Genomic DNA, 17,669 nt, shown 5'->3' with positions numbered 1-17,669 from the left:
AATATTTCTGTACATTTTTCCTGCAAGTTTATAAATGCCTTTTATACTCACAATAAAGCAATAACTATTTGATACGACTAATGTTGTAAATTTTGTTAACTGGTAGGATTAGTTCTTGCGGTTATGGCAAAATGATGTAATGATTTTGTTAATCGTTATGGTTGGTCATGATGTCACGTATTAAGTCACATCGACTTGGGAGTATAAAAATATGAAAAACGGGCCTAGCGCTTTTAAGATATCACCGGTAGCAGCGGGAGTTCTCTCACTGCTAGGTGCTGCTGCAGTACCAGCACACGCTGCGAATTGGCAAGTGGGTGATGTAAGTATATCTTTAGATTCAACATTTACATTAGCTACAAGTATTCGAACAGAGGCAAGAGATTACGACCTTATAGGTAACAGTAACCATCCTCAATTCGACTGGAGCGGTTATCACGCAGCTTTCAACCCTTTATACCCAAGTGGCGACGTGTGGGGTTTAGCAGATGGCGGTTATTCCACCAATGGTGACCTTGGTAACCTTGCACACGATCCAGGTGACGCGTTTGCAACGCAAATTTCAGGTACTCATGAATTAGATATCAATTTTGGCGACTATGGTTTCTTCGCCCGTGGTTTCTGGTTCTACGACTTTGAGCAAATGGACGGCGACCGTCCATACTCTAACCCAATAACGGGTAACCAATACGACTTGTGTCAAGACCCTGAAGCAGAAGACCTACTGTGTACCGATGTACGTCTTTACGACGCATTCTTCTATGGCGACTGGTGGATTGGCGACAAACCACTTACGCTTCGTGTAGGCCGTCAGGTGATCAGTTGGGGTGAAAGTACATTCATCCAGCACGGTATTAACACAACGAACCCTGTTGATGTAACACGAGCTCGTGCTCCAGGTGCAGAACTTAAAGAAGTATTCCTTCCAGTAGGGATGGTGTACGCGTCTTTAGGTTTGACTGACACAGTGAGTATTTCTGGTTATTACCAGTACGAATGGCAGCGCAGCTGGCTTCCAGTTTCTGGCAGCTACTTCGCGGGCAACGACTTTGCAGGTGAGGGCGGTCAACGCCAAAATATCCAGCTTGGTTTCAGTGGTAACCCAGACATCGACTTAGATCACCTTCTCACTGCGTTAAACGGATATGGCGATTTGCTTCGCTCTGGCGCTAATCCAGCTGACATTTCGCAAGCCTACCTTGCTTATCCAACCAAAGTGGCTATCCGCGGTTTTTCTGACGAAGCGCACAATGACGCGGACGATCAGGGTCAATACGGTTTACGCTTGACGTGGTTTGCTGAGAATTTGAATGAAACAGAGTTTAGTTTCTATCACATCAATTACCACAGCCAACGCCCGCTTATCTCAGGTAAGACATCCGATTTTACTGCTGAAGGAATTGGCGCGGATCTCGCGTTCCTAGCGTCTAATACCGTTACTCGCGACAACATCACTGAACTGGGTGCATTTACACAGTCAGAGTTCTTCTACCCAGAAGATATCAAACTTTATGGTATGAGCTTTAACACTAACATCGGTACTACGGCTCTTGCGGGTGAATTTGCTTACCGTGTAGATGAGCCGCTTCAAATCGATGATGTTGAATTGCTTTACATGGGTATGCCAGAGCAGCTAGCGAATGCTGGGCTACGTCCAGATTTAGAAGGTATTTCACAGCTAAACAATATCGGAAGAGCAGTAGGCCCAGGCGAAACAGCGGAAGGTTATCTATTCTCTGATACATGGCAAATGCAGTTTACTGCCTCACACGTGTTTGGCCCTAAATTTGGCTCTGACAACTTCGTACTATTAGGCGAAGTAGGTTATGTGAACGTTGTAGATATGCCAGATCCGAACGTAATTCGCTTAAATGCGCCTGGTACAGCACGTACGCCGTCACTAGAGCCTATCAACGGCAATAGTCGTGAAGGTTTACACCAAGCGCTATCAGACGGACCAGAGACTAACCCGTTTGCTACTGACGATGCGTGGGGTTACCGCTTACTTGCTGTCGCTGATTACAACGACGTCATGGCCGGAATTAACTTACGTGCTCGTGCAACATTCTCTCACGATGTAGAGGGTACAACACCAGACCCTCTATTCCTTTTCACAGAAGATGTTAAGTCTGCTGCAATTTCATTGACGTTCGACTACCTAAGCAAGTGGTCAGCAACAGCGTCGTACAGCGCTTTCTGGGGCGGTATTGGTACTACTAATGCGCTATCAGACAGAGACTTCGTTTCATTTAACATCAAATATGCAATCTAAGAGTGGTATTTATGATTAGAAAAGTAGGAATTATCGCTGCGGCTTTATCACTTGCTCTGTCAGGTGCAAGCGCGATGGCAAAGGTGTCTGACGCAGATGCCAATAAACTAGGTAACGAATTGACGCCACTGGGCGCTATGAAAGCAGGTAATGCAGACGGCAGTATCCCAGCGTGGACTGGCGGTATTACTTCAGCACCAGCGGGCTACACAGTGGGTGATCACCATCCAGACCCGTACCCTGAAGATAAAGTGCTATTTGAAATCACGGCACAAAACTACAAAGAATATGCGGACTTTCTATCTGAAGGTCAGAAAAAGCTTTTCGAAGCTTACCCTGAAACCTTCCGTATGCCGGTTTACCCAACGCGTCGTTCTGCGTCTAATCCCCAGGCTATCTACGATGCAACTAAGGTAAATGCAACTAGCGCGGAGCTATTAGACGGCGGTAACGGAATTAAAGGGGCTGTTCTTGGTATTCCGTTCCCAATTCCACAAAATGGTCTTGAAGCAATTTGGAACCATATACTTCGCTATCGCGGTGAAGCGGTTCAGCGTAATGGTGGTCAAGCTGCAGTAACAACTGGCGGTGATTACAACGTAATCGGTTTCGATGAGCAGTTATTAATTAAGTACGCAGAAGAAGGTGCTACACCAGAAAAGCTTACTGACGAAAACGTCCTTTTCATGTTTAAACAAAAAGTAACAAAGCCTGCTCGTTTGGCGGGTACAGCACTGCTTGTACATGAAACAGTTGACCAAGTAAAAGAGCCGCGTAAAGCATGGACCTACAACACGGGTCAGCGCCGTGTACGTCTAGCACCAAACATTGCTTATGATACACCTGGAACCGCAGCTGATGGCCTTCGTACTACCGATGACTTTGATATGTTTAACGGCTCACCAAACCGTTACAACTGGAAGTTAGTGGGTAAGAAAGAAATGTTCGTTGCATACAACAACTATGCACTTCATTCAGATAATGCGAAGTACGATGACATCTTAAAGCCAAATCACGTTAATCCAGACCTAACACGTTGGGAAAAACACCGCGTTTGGGAAGTGGAAGCCACATTAAAAGACGGTTTCCGTCATATTTATCAAAAGCGTGTATTCTTCATTGATGAAGATAGCTGGCAAATTCAAGTTGCTGATATGTATGATAATCGTGGCGAACTTTATCGTGTTGGTGTAGCGTATGGTGTGAACTATTATGAAGTACCTACTCAGTGGTCTACGCTGGATGTGTACCATGACTTGAACTCTCGTCGTTACCTGGCCATTGGCCTCGATAACGAAGAAGAGATGTACGACTTCACCGTACGCCCACGAGATGTGGAATTCACACCTCAGGCGTTACGACGAGAAGGTATGCGCTAATCGCCTTAAACAACAAACGGTTGGCAATTGCCAGCCGTTTTTGTATGCAGACAATTATAAATAGGGGGAATGGTTAATTATGAAAAAAACCATTGCAGCGTGCATTGCCGCCACTTTCGCAGTTAATTACTCTACAACTGCAATCGCCGAAGAAGCATTCATGGCACCATTGGTTGAGCAATCGGTTCTTTTGGACATAGACGCTGATACATTTGTCGTTATTGTCGGTGAACGCGGTCACGTGTTAGTTTCAGAGGATGGTGAGGCATTTACTCAAAAAGCCGTACCAACACAATCAACGCTTACAGCGACAACTGTTGTAGGCGATAATATTTGGGCAGTGGGCCACGACGCTGTCATTCTTCATTCTTCAGATAAAGGCGAAACGTGGGAAATTCAAAATTTCCAACCTGACCTTCAGCGCCCATTTCTAGACGTATTATTCTTCAATGAAAAGCAGGGTATTGCTACAGGAGCCTATGGTTTGTTCTATCGAACCTTAGACGGTGGAAAAACGTGGACGGCAGAACGTCATGCCAGTCTGCTTGACCCAATGGATCAAGAATACCTTGAAGATATTCGAAAAGAAGATGAAGACTTCTATCAGCAAGAACTTGAATCTATTTTACCCCACTTAAACAGAATTACCCTTGATGGTGATACGCTTTACCTAGCAGGCGAAGCCGGCCTGCTAGCCAAAAGTACCAATATGGGAGAATCGTGGGAACGGTATTACGTCGACTATACAGGATCGTTTTTCGATATTAAGCCGCTTGATGAAAATACCGTTCTAGCGGTTGGCCTTCGCGGAAATATATTTGTTAACAGAAACGAAGGTGAGTGGGAATACGTACAAACTTGCTCAACCAGCACACTAAATTCAATTCTAATTGGTTCTGAATCGAAGGTTTATGCTTTGGGTAACAATGGGATGATGGTAAGCGCACAGCGACCTTTACCCACCAGTATGCGAGACCCCTATGCAAACCTTTCAGATTGCGAAGCTGATGAAGGCATTGTCGTTTCACAAATTAAAGACAAAGCCGCGCTTCTTAATGCAACACAGTTTAAAGGTAAGAATATTGCCGTTACTGCGAATGGCATTAAAACGTTGAATTTAAAATAGGGCAGTATAAAAACAATGACCCATTTTCTTGAAAAATTAGTATTCGGAAACCGTAAAATTGTCGTAGCCTTGTTTGCTATAGCCACAGTTTTCCTTGGTTACCAAGCTTCACAAATGCGCTTAGACGCAGGTTTTGAAAAGAACATACCGCTAAATCACGAATACATGAAAACGTACATTGAGCACCGCCAAGATTTTGGTGGCGCTAACAATATATTAGTTTCTGTGTGTGATAAAAACGATAACATCTACAATCAAAACTTCTTCGATACATTAAAGAATGTTCACGACCAACTCTTCTTTATTAATGGGGTGAACCGTTCGTTAGTTATTTCGCTTTTCTCTCCTTCAACCCGCTTTACTGAAATTGTGGAAGGCGGCTTTGCAGGCGGACCGGTAATTCCTGCAGACTTTAATTCTGCAAGCCCAGAAGCATTAGAGTTGGTGGCTGCCAACGTAGAAAAGGCAAACATCGTCGGAAGACAAGTATCCAGTGATTACAGCTGCGCAATGGTAACAGCGCAATTGCTCGATATTGACCCGCAAACTGGCGAACCTCTCAATACATTGGCATTAGCAGCAGAGCTTGAAGAGCAGCTTCGCGGTCAATATGAAAACGAAAATACGTCTATTCATATAATTGGCTTTGCGAAAATGATTGGCGATGTGGCCGACGGTGCAAAAGACGTGTTGATCTTTTTCGCCATTGCTATCGCGATTACTGCCGTAATGGTGTATTTCTTCTCGCGCAGCATCATGCTTACGTTATTGCCATTAGTATGCTCAATCATTGCCGTTGTCTGGCAGCTAGGACTGCTTACTTCAATTGGCTTTGGTATGGACCCTATGTCAATACTGGTGCCATTTTTGGTATTTGCCATTGGTGTGAGCCACGGCGTACAAATGATTAACGCGGTAGAAAAACAAGCCGTAACCGGTATTGGTGCTAAACGGGCATCTATGGCGGCATTCAGAAACTTGCTGGTTCCAGGCGGAATTGCATTGTTATCTGATACGGTTGGCTTTATGACGTTATTGGTAATCGATATCGGCATTATTCGCGAGTTGGCGATTACGGCAAGTATGGGTGTAGCGGTAATCATTCTTACCAACTTGTTGCTGCTGCCTGTGCTGATGAGCTTCTTAAAACTTGACCAGAAATATGTCGAAAAATTCGCGGGTAAAGAAAACGCTAATTCGAAATTCTGGGAAGTCATTGCAGCTTGTTCACGTAAAAAGCCTGCGGCAATAATTCTTATCGTTACTGCTATCCTATTCGTGTTTGGTCATTTCCAAGCTCAGAATATGAAGATAGGGGACTTACATGCGGGTGCACCTGCGCTTCATGAAACGTCACGCTACAATCAGGACACTTTCCTGATTACCGATAAGTACGAAGTAACGGTAGATTACATTTCTATTTTGGTTGAAACCACACCAGAAGCTTGTACGTCACACAGCGTGATGAAGGCCATGGACGATTTCCAGTGGAAAATGGAAAATGTTCAAGGCGTTCAATCGGCGGTTTCGTTGGCATCTGTAGCAAAAATTGTTAACGCAGGTTACAACGAAGGCAACGTTAAGTGGCAGGTACTCCCTCGGAACCAGCAAACATTGGTGCAGGCAATTTCTCGCGTTCCAACATCGTCTGGTTTACTTAACGGCGACTGCTCGGTCATGCCAATTATTCTGTTTATGGAAGACCACAAAGCAGAAACGATCTCTCGTGTCGTTGAAGCGGTAAAAGCGTATCGCGATGAATATCAAACCGATGATATGAAGTTCAGTCTTGCTTCTGGGCCTGTTGGCGTGATGGCCGCAACTAATGAAGCGGTTAGTGCAGCGCAAGACCCTATGATGCTTTATGTATTTGGCGCCGTTATTGCGTTGTGTCTAATTAGCTTCCGCTCGCTGCGTGCTACGTTAGTTGTTGTTATTCCGCTGTATGTGGTGTCTGTACTGGCGCAAGCCCTAATGACATACCTTCAGATTGGCCTCACCGTTTCTACATTACCAGTTATCGCACTTGGCGTGGGTATAGGTGTGGACTATGGTATTTATATACTCTCTACCAAGAGCTTAATGCTGAAGAAAGGCGCTACCGTTCAAGAAGCATATTTCGCTGCCTTAAAAGAACGTGGGAGTGCTGTGCTATTTACCGGTATTACGCTGGCAATAGGCGTGAGCACATGGGTGTTCTCTTCGCTTAAGTTCCAAATGGATATGGGCATTTTGCTTACATTTATGTTCGTCGTGAACATGCTTGGAGCAATAATTGTACTGCCTGCACTAGCAAGATTCCTATGGTGGAACAAGAATGACCCTGATGCATAAAATATTTTTGCATAGCTAAGCATTAAAAAGGGCCTTTAGGCCCTTTTTTTTGGGTGTTTTCTGCATACTTATCTATGCTGTTAATATAAGGTTAAAAATGGGCTTTCATTAGCGTCATTTATTAGAGAAAATAGTTAGGTACTCGGCACTTATACCAAGCTGGATTGGTATTACGACATTCAAAAAAGGTTAACAAATGACAGTCACCTCACAGCGACACTCAGTACTGCTAGACAATGTATTTGCACTTATCGACAAAAAAGTAGATACCAAGCAGAAGTCTCTTGTGCAGCAATTCGGACGTCTGTTGTATAAAAATATTTCAAGCGATGACCTAGAAAATCGCAACGACAGCGACCTTTATGGTGCAACACTTAGTTTATGGAATGGCTTGGCGAAGTTTGAGCATACGTCGCCATACATACGCGTATTTAACCCGGAAATTGCCAAACACGGCTGGCACTCAAGCCACACAATTGTTGAGATTATTGTGTCGGATATGCCATTCTTGGTTGACTCGGTGCGCATGTTGCTAAATCGTTTGAACATCACCGCACATTTATTCCTTCACAGCCCAATTGGCATTAAGCGCGACAAAGCGAACAAAGTTGAAGCGTTTGCTGAGCCAGGTCAATCGCTTGAAGGTGCGAAAAAAGAAACGGTCATCTTTATCGAAATCGATAGACAAACATCGAAAAAAGACATTGATGCTCTAACACAAGAACTGCACTCTGTCGTTGATGAAGTTTCTCTGGCAGTTCAAGACTGGCAAGGCATGACAAATACCTTGCAAGACGTAATTAAAAACAATGGTAAATTTAACTGGCCTGTATCTGCAGAAGCCAAAAAGCAAACTAAAGCTTACTTAGAATGGTTAGGCGATCACAACTTCACAATGATGGGTTACCGTTATTATGACGTTAAAGCCATTGAAGGGGACCATAGATGGATCCCTCAAAACGACACCAGTTTAGGTTTGCTTAAAAACTCAGTAAACGACCGTGAGCGTTTGTTGTCTCGCTTGCCTGCGTCGGCCCGTGCGGAAGCGCTTAGCAAAAACCCATTGATTCTGACCAAAACAAATTCACGCGCGCGAGTACACCGTCCTGCATATATGGACTATGTAGGCGTGAAGGTATTTAACAAAGAAGGTCAGGTTGTTGGTGAGCACCGCTTCTTAGGTCTGTATTCTGCCTCTTTCTATAACAACAGCGTAACTCAGCTTCCGATTTTACGTGAAAAAATCAAACGTATTTGTGAGCTATCTGGTTTCGAGCCTGGAACTCACGCATACAAAGCGTTTGCAAATATTATAGAAACCTACCCACGAGATGAGTTGCTACAAACGCCAGCGGAAGAGCTAGCGCAAATTGTGATGGGTATTTTTCAAATGCAAGAGCGTGGAATTTCACGTTTATTCATTCGAAAAGACATTTTTGGCCGCTTTTTCTCGTGCATGGTGTTTGTGCCAAGAGAGCGCTATAACACCCAGTTACGCAAAGAAACCCAAGCGCTACTTAAAGCGTCATTGGGCGCAACTGAAGAAGTGGAATTTACTACGTTCTTCTCAGAGTCTGTATATGCCCGTACGCATTACATTGCTAGAGTCAACGACAACAACGCGGAATTCGATGTGAAGGAAATAGAGCAAAACATTATTGAGTTGACCAAAACCTGGAATGACAGACTCGCGTCAGCTATTTCAGCGGCACACGGTGAGGCTTCGGGTAAAGCGTTGGAACGCAAATACAACAATGCTTTCTCTCGCAGCTATATGGAGCATAACCTACCGTCAGCAGCGCTTGTAGATATTGGCAAACTAGAGATGTTAGACGACAACCACACATTGGATATGTTGTTCTATCGTCCACAAGAAGAAGACGCTGACAGCCAAGTAGTTAAGCTTAAGCTTTTCCACCGTGCTGAGCCTATTCATTTGTCTGACGTGTTACCGATGCTTGAGAATTTTGGGTTACGCGTAATCGATGAAAGCCCTTATAAAGTTACGTGTTCAGAAGGTGAACGTAACTGGGTCATGGACTTCACCATGTTACATAAAAGTGGTCAGCACTTTGACATGGAAAACGCCCAGGTTCTCTTTCAAGATGCCTTTGCCAAAGTGTGGTACAAGACACTAGAAGACGACGCGTTTAACCGCCTTATCCTTGGCGCGAATATGACTGGCCGTAAAGTTACGGTACTCCGTGCTTATGCTAAATACATGCGCCAGACCGGCAGTTCTTTCAGCCGTGACTACATCGCAAACACACTAGCTAACTATCCAGACATTGCTCGTTTACTCGTAGACTTTTTCGACCAGCGTTTTAATCCTAAGAAAAAGCGCAATGAGAAAAAAGAGGAAGGTATTCTTGAGACTATTAAGGAACAGTTAGATAACGTTAGCAACTTGGATGATGACCGAATTATTCGTCGTTATCTGGATATGATGTCTGCAACGTTACGTACAAACTTCTATCAGGCAGACAATGCCGGCAATGAAAAATCATATGTATCATTTAAGATGATGCCTGAACTCATTCCTGACATGCCATTACCACTGCCTAAGTTTGAAATTTTTGTTTACAGTCCTCGCGTTGAAGGTGTGCACCTGCGTGGCGGCAAAGTTGCCCGCGGCGGTCTTCGTTGGTCTGATAGACAAGAAGACTTCAGAACAGAAGTACTCGGCCTAGTAAAAGCGCAACAAGTTAAAAACACGGTGATCGTGCCGGTTGGTGCAAAAGGTGGTTTCGTTTGTAAGAACCTACCTGTAGGCGAAGGTCGCGCAGCTATTCAGGCTGAAGGCCAAGCATGCTATCGCACTTTCATCACCAGCTTGTTAGATATTACTGACAACATTGTAAATGGTGAAATTGTTCCTCCTAAGGATGTTGTTCGCCTTGATGATGACGACCCTTATTTGGTTGTTGCTGCAGATAAAGGCACCGCCACATTCTCTGATATCGCAAACGGTATTGCGGAAGAGTTTGGGTTTTGGCTGGGCGATGCATTTGCATCTGGCGGTAGTATTGGATATGACCATAAGAAAATGGGTATTACTGCGCGCGGCGGATGGGAGTCGGTTAAACGTCATTTCAGAGAAATTGGTATCGACTGTCAGACCACTGACTTTACCGCTGTTGGTGTGGGTGACATGGCAGGTGACGTATTCGGTAACGGTATGTTGCTATCAGAGCATACGCGACTAATCGCTGCGTTTAACCATTTACATATTTTCTTCGATCCAAGCCCAGATGCAGCAGCAAGTTATAAAGAGCGTCAACGCCTGTTTGAGAATCCAAGCCTAAGCTGGGAAGACTATGACAGTAAGCTGATTTCAAAAGGCGGTGGCGTATTTAGCCGCGCGTCTAAATCTATCAAGCTTACACCTGAAATGAAAAAGTGGTTAGGTACGCGTCAGCTAACGATGACGCCTAATGAGCTAATTCACAATATATTGAAAATGCCAGTCGACCTACTGTGGAACGGTGGAATCGGTACGTATATTAAGAGCAAGAAAGAATCTCACTCAGACGTAGGTGACCGTGCTAATGATGACTTACGCGTCAATGGTCGTGACGTACAAGCTAAAATTGTGGGCGAGGGCGGTAACTTAGGTCTAACGCAGTTAGGTCGTATTGAATATGCGTCTAACGGTGGCCGAGTTAACACTGACTTCATCGATAACGTAGGTGGAGTTGATTGCTCGGATAACGAAGTAAACATCAAAATCTTGCTTAACAGCCTAGTAAACGACGGTGAACTTACGCTTAAACAGCGTAATAAGTTGCTCTACGATATGACCGACGATGTAAGTCGAATTGTACTGAAAGACTGCTACCGTCAAACTCAGTCTATCTCTATTACTGAGTTAGCTGGCGTTAAGCAACTTAAAGAACAGCTTCGCTTTATCCACGGTCTTGAGCGTGAAGGTCAGCTAAACCGTGAATTGGAATTTATTCCAAGTGACGATGAGATTTCAGATCGCGTAGCCACGGATCAAGGTTTAACTCGCCCAGAGTTAAGCGTATTGATTGCGTACGGCAAAATGGTACTTAAAGATGCGCTTAATATTCCGGAAATTACTGACAATCCTTACCACGGTAAGTTGTTAGTAGAAGCCTTCCCTAAAGTGCTCCGCGAAAAATTCGCAACACACATGCAACAGCATCCGCTTAGAAGCGAAATTATTGCGACTAAGTTAACCAACAACATGGTTAACGACATGGGCCTTAACTTCGTGTTTAGAATGCAGGAAGAAACTGGCGCAAGTGTGAGCGAAATTGCTGACGCATACGCAATTGTTCACGGTATCTTTAACATGAAGACGCTGTGGGAGCGCATCGAACAACTGGATAACGTTATTCCAGCTCAGCTACAGCTTAAAATGTTAGATGAAGCACGTAGAATTATGCGTCGCGCTTCGCGCTGGTATATTCGCCACGGTAATAAGACGCAATCCATTGAAGAAGCCATCGCGAGCTACCGTGGTACCTTCGATATTTTATCGAAGAACCTGCAAAACTACTTGGTTAAAAGCGAATTTACTCAGCTTGAAAACGCTACGCAGAAATACATTGATAAGGGTGTACCAGAAGACATCGCTTATCAGGTTGCAAGCTTCTCTAACATGTTCTCTAGCTTTGACCTTGCGCAAATCGTTGAAGCAGATAAGCATGATACCGATGTAGTCGCTAAGCTTTACTATCAGCTAGGTTCTCGTTTAGAACTTCACTGGTTCTTAGATCAGATAAACAACCAGGCGGTAAGCAACCACTGGCAAGCGTTAGCTCGCGCCTCGTATCGTGAAGAGTTAGATTGGCAGCAGCGTTCCATTGCAGCTAACCTGCTAGCTTCTCGCGAAGACGTAAGTAGTGCAGATCAAATTCTTGATGAGTGGATTGAAAGCAATCAAGTCCTACTTAAGCGCTGGTATCACATGATGTCTGAGTTTAAGACCAGTACAACGCACGAATTTGCGAAATTTTCTGTCGCTTTACGTGAATTGATGCTTTTAAGCGTGAAGTCTAACCATTAGAATACACGCACCTTAATGATTTAAGCCCTGTTTATCAGGGCTTTTTATTGGCCGACTGAACATTGCTGTACGTTTTTGCAGCATCGTTTGCAAATGCAAACCTCATGCAAGCGCAAGATACGTTGATGATCAACAGGCCCTTAATTAGCGAGCGGTAAAAATAACCATGCAATCTCTAGTGCAAAAATTCTTGCTTCAGTGTGAACCTGAAAAAAGTCACGATTTCACCATTAACTGGTTAAACAAGACCCAACATACACCGCTGAAATGGATGTACAGCACACCGACGATAAAAAAGCCCGTTACCGTTGCCGGCATGACCTTCGATAATCCGGTAGGACTTGCCGCCGGGCTTGATAAGAACGGCGATTGTATTGATGCATTTGCGAGCATGGGATTTGGTTTTGTTGAGATAGGCACGGTAACGCCTCGTCCGCAGCCAGGAAACCCAAAACCTCGTTTATTCAGAATTCCGGAAAAGCACGCCATTATTAATCGCATGGGATTTAATAATAAAGGTGTTGATCATCTTGTCGAACAAGTGAAAAAGGCTCAGTTTAAAGGGCCTATTGGTATTAATATTGGTAAAAATAAAGATACCGAAGAAGCGAATGCGCTCGACGATTACCTGATTTGTTTAAACAAAGTTTATCCTTACGCAAGCTACGTCACTATTAACATTTCGTCACCGAACACACCTGGCCTAAGAAACCTTCAATACGGTGAAGCGCTCGATAAGCTGTTAGTTGGCCTAAAAGCAGCACAGGAAACGCTAACGCAAACCCACGGTAAATATGTGCCGCTGTTCATTAAAATAGCGCCAGATTTGAGCGATGTGGAAATTGACAGTATCGCTGCCTCGCTAATTAACAGCAAAATGGATGGCGTAATTGCTACTAATACGACACTTTCACGTGATGCCGTTGCCGGATTACAGCACGCTGAGGAAATGGGCGGTTTAAGTGGCTCAGTTATGACAGATATGAGCTTAGAAGTAACACGCAAGCTAAACAAAGCACTTGACCGCGCTATTCCTATTATTGGCGTTGGTGGTATTGACTCACCCGAAGCGGCACAAGCACGCTTGGACGCTGGCGCATCACTGGTGCAGGTCTACTCGGCTTTTATTTATCAAGGCCCATCGCTCGTTAAACGCATCGTAAACGCGTTATAATACAATCTAAGTAAACTACACCCGAAACCAATCTCTCGTGTACGTGCTTTTTCTTAAGCACGTACATCAAAAACAGGTACATGAATGAATACTATTCTGGTTACGACCAGTCGCGGTCTTGACGAACTATTAAAACAAGAAGTGCTACGCCTTTGCCCTGATGCGCAAGTTAAGCAAGGGCCTGGCACTATTCAGTTTGAAGGCTCAAAAGAGGATGCGTATAAACTTTGCTTATGGTCACGCTTAGCTAACCGCGTAGTTTGGGTGTTGGCATCAGGCAAAGCAGGCGATGCAGATGCACTGTATAACACGGCTATGGGTATTGACTGGCAAATGCAGATGGATTCACGTCATACCTTATCTGTACAGTTTATCGGCACAAACTTTGCCATAAAAAACACTCAATTTGGTGCGGTTCGTGTTAAAGACGCCATAGTAGATTCATTTGTAGAGCAAGGCTTACCGCGCCCATCAGTAGAACGAAAGAGCCCTGATATTTCTGTGTATGCAAGACTACATCGCGATAATGTAATTTTAGGCATAGATTTAGCGGGGGCAAGTCTGCACCAACGCGCATACCGACAAGAAACCGGTGACGCGCCGCTTAAAGAGCATATCGCAAGCGCAATGCTAATGCGTAGTGGATGGACAGAGAATACCGATGCGCCATTGGTCGACCTAATGTGTGGCTCGGGCACCATCGCGATTGAGGCAGCCTACATCGCTCGCAATATTGCGCCAGGTATAAAGCGTATGTATTGGGGCTTTACTAAGTGGCTCGGCCACGAAGAGAAGCTTTGGGATGATTTGGTAGAACAAGCTATTTCCGCGCAAAAGCCAAGCTGCAGTGGTATTTACGCGGGTGATTTCAGCCGTAAAATGGTAGCAATTGCAAAAGCAAACGCTGATTTTGCTGGCGTATTTAACGATATTTCGTTCTCACAGCAAGACGCAACAAAATCTTCTCCGCCCGTTGCCACACCAGGCTATGTCGTTTCAAACCCTCCTTACGGAGAACGTTTGGGCGAGCTAACATCGTTAATACCGCTATTTAGTGATTGGGGTAAGCGTTTTAAAGAAGCCTGGAAGGGATGGCATGTGTCGCTTCTTAGCAGCAATCGTGATTTGCTTCGGGTTTTAAAGCTTCGCGCCACCAAAGACTATGCCATGAATAACGGTAAGCTGGAATGTCGTTTAGCGAATTATGTGTTGGATGAAGAAAACACGGTACAGTTTAGCGAGGACGCTAGCAACCACGAGTTTGCTAATCGTTTGAAGAAAAACCTCAAACGCATGAAAGGCTGGCTCAAGAACGCTAACACTAACTGTTACCGCATATACGATGCTGACCTGCCAGATTATAACGTTGCCGTAGATAGATATGGTGACTGGCTGGTCGTTCAAGAATACGCGCCGCCAAAAACGGTTTCTGAAGATAAAGCACGCAAGCGTCTGCAAGAAGTCTTGCTTCATTTGCCAGCAGTAACAGGTGTTTCACCAAGACAGATAGCGCTTAAAGTGCGTAGCCAACAAAAAGGTACAAAACAGTACGAGAAAATTAATCAGACTGGCGACATGATGGAAGTGTTTGAAAATGGCGCTCGTTTCCTGGTTAACCTTACTGACTACTTGGACACAGGCCTTTTCTTAGATCACCGTAATACCCGCCAAAAAGTGCAGGCGTTGTCCCAAGGTAAAGACGTTCTTAACTTGTTTTCATATACGGGTAGTGTGTCGGTATTCGCCGCTAAAGGTGGCGCAAAGTCTGTAACGACAGTGGATATGTCTAATACTTATTTAGAGTGGGCAAAGAAGAACGTAGCGCTGAACAAACTCACTGCGCCTCATGCTTTTATTCAAGCTGACTGCACCACTTGGTTAGGCACGCATAAAGGCAAATACGACTTAATTTTTATCGACCCACCTTCATTTTCGAATTCAAAGCGTATGCAAAATACGTGGGATGTGCAGCGCGACCACGTAAAAATGCTTACCGATGCTAAAGCGTGCTTAAAAGAGCAGGGGATCATCATCTTCTCTAACAACAAGCGTGGCTTTAAGCTAGATGAGACAGCCATGAGTGAACTGGGCTTATCAGTAGACAATATTACCAAAGACACAATTCCAGAAGATTTTGCACGTAAAGGCAATATCCATCAGTGCTGGGTACTAGCTTCATGAAAATTTATTTTTACACCGGGCCGCAATGTAGCCTGTGCGACTTAGCCGATGTTGAGCTTCAACAAACGTCTATGTTTTCATCGCTTAATATAGAGAAGGTTAACATTCGCACTAGCACTGAGCTTTATCATTTGTACGGTGCAAGGATCCCCGTTTTGAAACGGGCAGATAATGAAAAAGAAATCGGCTGGCCTTTTAATACCGCCGATTTAGAGGAGTTTCTTCAGTGAGCATTTTGCAGTTAAAAAACATCACTGTTATTTATGGGAATCCGCCGCTGTTAGACGGTGTCGAACTGGTTGTACAGCCTAAAGAGCGCGTTTGCCTAGTAGGTCGCAACGGTAGTGGTAAATCAACGCTAATGAAAGTTATTGCTGGCGATATTATTGCCGACGATGGGCAGCGTATAATTGAAAATAATACGGTCATTGCGCGCTTAGAGCAGGACCCGCCTCAAACCACCGATGTGACGCTTTTTGACTATGTTGCCGAAGGCTTATCTGACGTAGGTGAAACACTGAAAGCCTACTTTCATCAAACCCGTATCGTTGGTGAAGATCCAAGCGAATCAAATTTAAATAAATTACAGCGACTACAAGAACAGTTAGAAGCCAGAGACGCGTGGCAGTTTGAACAGCAAATTGAACAGACGCTAACCATGCTAAAGCTAGACCCTGAGATATCGCTATCTACTCTTTCTGGGGGATGGCGCAGAAAAGCAGCGCTAGCTCGTGCGCTTGTTCGACAGCCGGATTTGCTCCTGTTAGACGAACCAACTAACCACCTTGATATTGAAATGATCCGCTGGCTTGAATCCAGCTTGAGTAATTACCAAGGCGCAATTGTGTTTGTGAGCCACGACCGTGCATTTATACGTGCCATGGCTACGCGAATTATTGATCTAGACCGCGGCTCGGTTACGAGCTATCCGGGTAACTACGAAACTTATTTAGAAAAGAAGCAGCACGATTTAGAGGTTGAAGCTTCACAAAACGCTGAGTTTGATAAAAAACTAGCGCAAGAAGAGGTATGGATTCGTCAGGGCATTAAAGCCCGCCGTACCCGCAACGAAGGCCGAGTAAGAGCGCTGAAAAAACTACGCGAGGAGCGTAAAGCGAGAAGAGCGGTTCAGGGCAATGCGGTAGTCAATCAACACCAGGGCGCGCGCTCTGGAAAGATGGTGTTTGAAGTAAAAGACTTAAGCTATAGCATTGAAGGCAAGCCTATTGTTAAAGGGTTAAACCTGAATGTTTTGCGTGGAGACAAGCTTGCTCTCATTGGTCCAAATGGTAGCGGGAAAAGTACGCTTATCAAGCTTCTACTCGGCGAACTCCAGCCCGATAGCGGCAACTGCAAACAAGGCACTAACCTTGAAGTTGCTTACTTTGACCAGCACCGCCACGGACTGGATTTAGAAAAGTCTGTGATAGACGCGGTAGGCGACGGTAAACGCGATCTGATGGTAAATGGTCACCCACGCCATGTGATCAGCTACTTACAAGATTACTTATTTACGCCTGAACGCGTTAATGCCCCGGTTAAGTCGCTATCAGGTGGAGAGAAAAACCGCCTGATGCTAGCAAAACTGATGCTTAAACCGAGCAACGTTTTGGTGCTGGATGAGCCTACCAATGACTTAGACGTTGAAACCTTGGAAATGCTCGAAACCTTACTCAACGAATATACCGGCACCGTGCTTTTAGTCAGTCACGATAGGGAATTTGTTGATAACGTAGCAAATAGTAGCGTGGTATTCGAAGGTAATGGAATGCTTCGCGAATTTATTGGGGGTTTCACTGACGTAGAAAACTGGTATAAAGAGCAACAGGAAAAACGTCAGCAAATCGAAAAGGAAGAAAAAGCCAAGGTAAAGAATGAAACTAATTCAGCTTCAGACAGTCCTAGTGCTAAGTCTTCTCCCCGTAAGACGAAAAAGCTATCATACAAAGACCAGCGTGAACTTGAGTCCTTACCGAAAGAACTAGAAACACTTGAGGAAGAGCTTGAGGCTATGCAAGAAAAAGTGAACGACCCGGACTTTTTCAAACAAGACAGTGACATTACTGCCAACGCGTTAGCCGAGTTGGCAGATAAAGAAGAATTACTTTCCCAGAAATATGCGCGCTGGGATGAACTAGAAAGTATGCTGGAAGATAATCAGCAGTAAA

The 17,669-nt window shown here is 44.6% G+C and carries 9 protein-coding genes; all 9 read left to right on the top strand.

Going from position 1 to position 17,669, the window contains the following annotated elements:
* Positions 1-211: 211 nt before the first annotated feature.
* Positions 212-2,272, top strand: coding sequence for a DUF1302 domain-containing protein (locus MHN00_RS11650; RefSeq protein WP_014949548.1), 2,061 nt, complete (start codon positions 212-214; stop codon positions 2,270-2,272).
* Positions 2,273-2,283: 11 nt separating this feature from the next.
* Positions 2,284-3,651, top strand: a complete 1,368-nt coding sequence (locus tag MHN00_RS11645) for a DUF1329 domain-containing protein (protein WP_014949549.1) — start codon at positions 2,284-2,286, stop codon at positions 3,649-3,651.
* Positions 3,652-3,730: 79 nt separating this feature from the next.
* On the top strand, positions 3,731-4,777 hold the full coding sequence (locus tag MHN00_RS11640; RefSeq protein ID WP_014976597.1) for a YCF48-related protein: 1,047 nt from the start codon (positions 3,731-3,733) through the stop codon (positions 4,775-4,777).
* A 15-nt stretch (positions 4,778-4,792) separates the two neighbouring features.
* Positions 4,793-7,111: an MMPL family transporter gene (locus tag MHN00_RS11635; protein ID WP_239301222.1), complete on the top strand. Its 2,319-nt coding sequence runs from the start codon at positions 4,793-4,795 to the stop codon at positions 7,109-7,111.
* A gap of 196 nt (positions 7,112-7,307) precedes the next feature.
* The gene (locus MHN00_RS11630) at positions 7,308-12,146 is read left to right on the top strand and encodes an NAD-glutamate dehydrogenase (protein WP_239301221.1); all 4,839 of its coding nucleotides are present in this window, start codon (positions 7,308-7,310) and stop codon (positions 12,144-12,146) included.
* A gap of 166 nt (positions 12,147-12,312) precedes the next feature.
* Entirely contained in the window at positions 12,313-13,320 is a 1,008-nt protein-coding gene (gene pyrD, locus MHN00_RS11625) for a quinone-dependent dihydroorotate dehydrogenase (RefSeq protein WP_014949553.1), read from the top strand.
* A gap of 84 nt (positions 13,321-13,404) precedes the next feature.
* A complete protein-coding gene (gene rlmKL, locus MHN00_RS11620; RefSeq protein WP_239301220.1) occupies positions 13,405-15,501 on the top strand; it encodes a bifunctional 23S rRNA (guanine(2069)-N(7))-methyltransferase RlmK/23S rRNA (guanine(2445)-N(2))-methyltransferase RlmL in 2,097 nt (698 codons plus the stop codon).
* Positions 15,498-15,731: a glutaredoxin family protein gene (locus tag MHN00_RS11615; protein ID WP_014949555.1), complete on the top strand. Its 234-nt coding sequence runs from the start codon at positions 15,498-15,500 to the stop codon at positions 15,729-15,731. The genes rlmKL and MHN00_RS11615 overlap by 4 nt, the downstream gene beginning before the upstream one ends.
* Entirely contained in the window at positions 15,728-17,668 is a 1,941-nt protein-coding gene (locus MHN00_RS11610) for an ABC transporter ATP-binding protein (RefSeq protein ID WP_239301218.1), read from the top strand. The genes MHN00_RS11615 and MHN00_RS11610 overlap by 4 nt, the downstream gene beginning before the upstream one ends.
* Position 17,669 lies beyond the last annotated feature (1 nt).

It is taken from the genome of Alteromonas sp. Cnat2-8, from assembly GCF_022348355.1.
Classification (GTDB): Bacteria; Pseudomonadota; Gammaproteobacteria; order Enterobacterales; family Alteromonadaceae; genus Alteromonas; species Alteromonas macleodii.
The sequence above is the reverse complement of the archived record's forward strand: the minus strand, read 5'-3'. Positions and strand labels throughout refer to the sequence as shown.

Bases quoted from the DNA above. Each gene is read 5' to 3' on its own strand.
- MHN00_RS11645 (WP_014949549.1), top strand. From the start codon at position 2,284: ATGATTAGAAAAGTAGGAATTATCGCTGCGGCTTTATCACTTGCTCTG.
- MHN00_RS11635 (WP_239301222.1), top strand. From the start codon at position 4,793: ATGACCCATTTTCTTGAAAAATTAGTATTCGGAAACCGTAAAATTGTC.
- MHN00_RS11650 (WP_014949548.1), top strand. From the start codon at position 212: ATGAAAAACGGGCCTAGCGCTTTTAAGATATCACCGGTAGCAGCGGGA.
- rlmKL (WP_239301220.1), top strand. From the start codon at position 13,405: ATGAATACTATTCTGGTTACGACCAGTCGCGGTCTTGACGAACTATTA.
- MHN00_RS11640 (WP_014976597.1), top strand. From the start codon at position 3,731: ATGAAAAAAACCATTGCAGCGTGCATTGCCGCCACTTTCGCAGTTAAT.
- MHN00_RS11630 (WP_239301221.1), top strand. From the start codon at position 7,308: ATGACAGTCACCTCACAGCGACACTCAGTACTGCTAGACAATGTATTT.
- pyrD (WP_014949553.1), top strand. From the start codon at position 12,313: ATGCAATCTCTAGTGCAAAAATTCTTGCTTCAGTGTGAACCTGAAAAA.
- MHN00_RS11615 (WP_014949555.1), top strand. From the start codon at position 15,498: ATGAAAATTTATTTTTACACCGGGCCGCAATGTAGCCTGTGCGACTTA.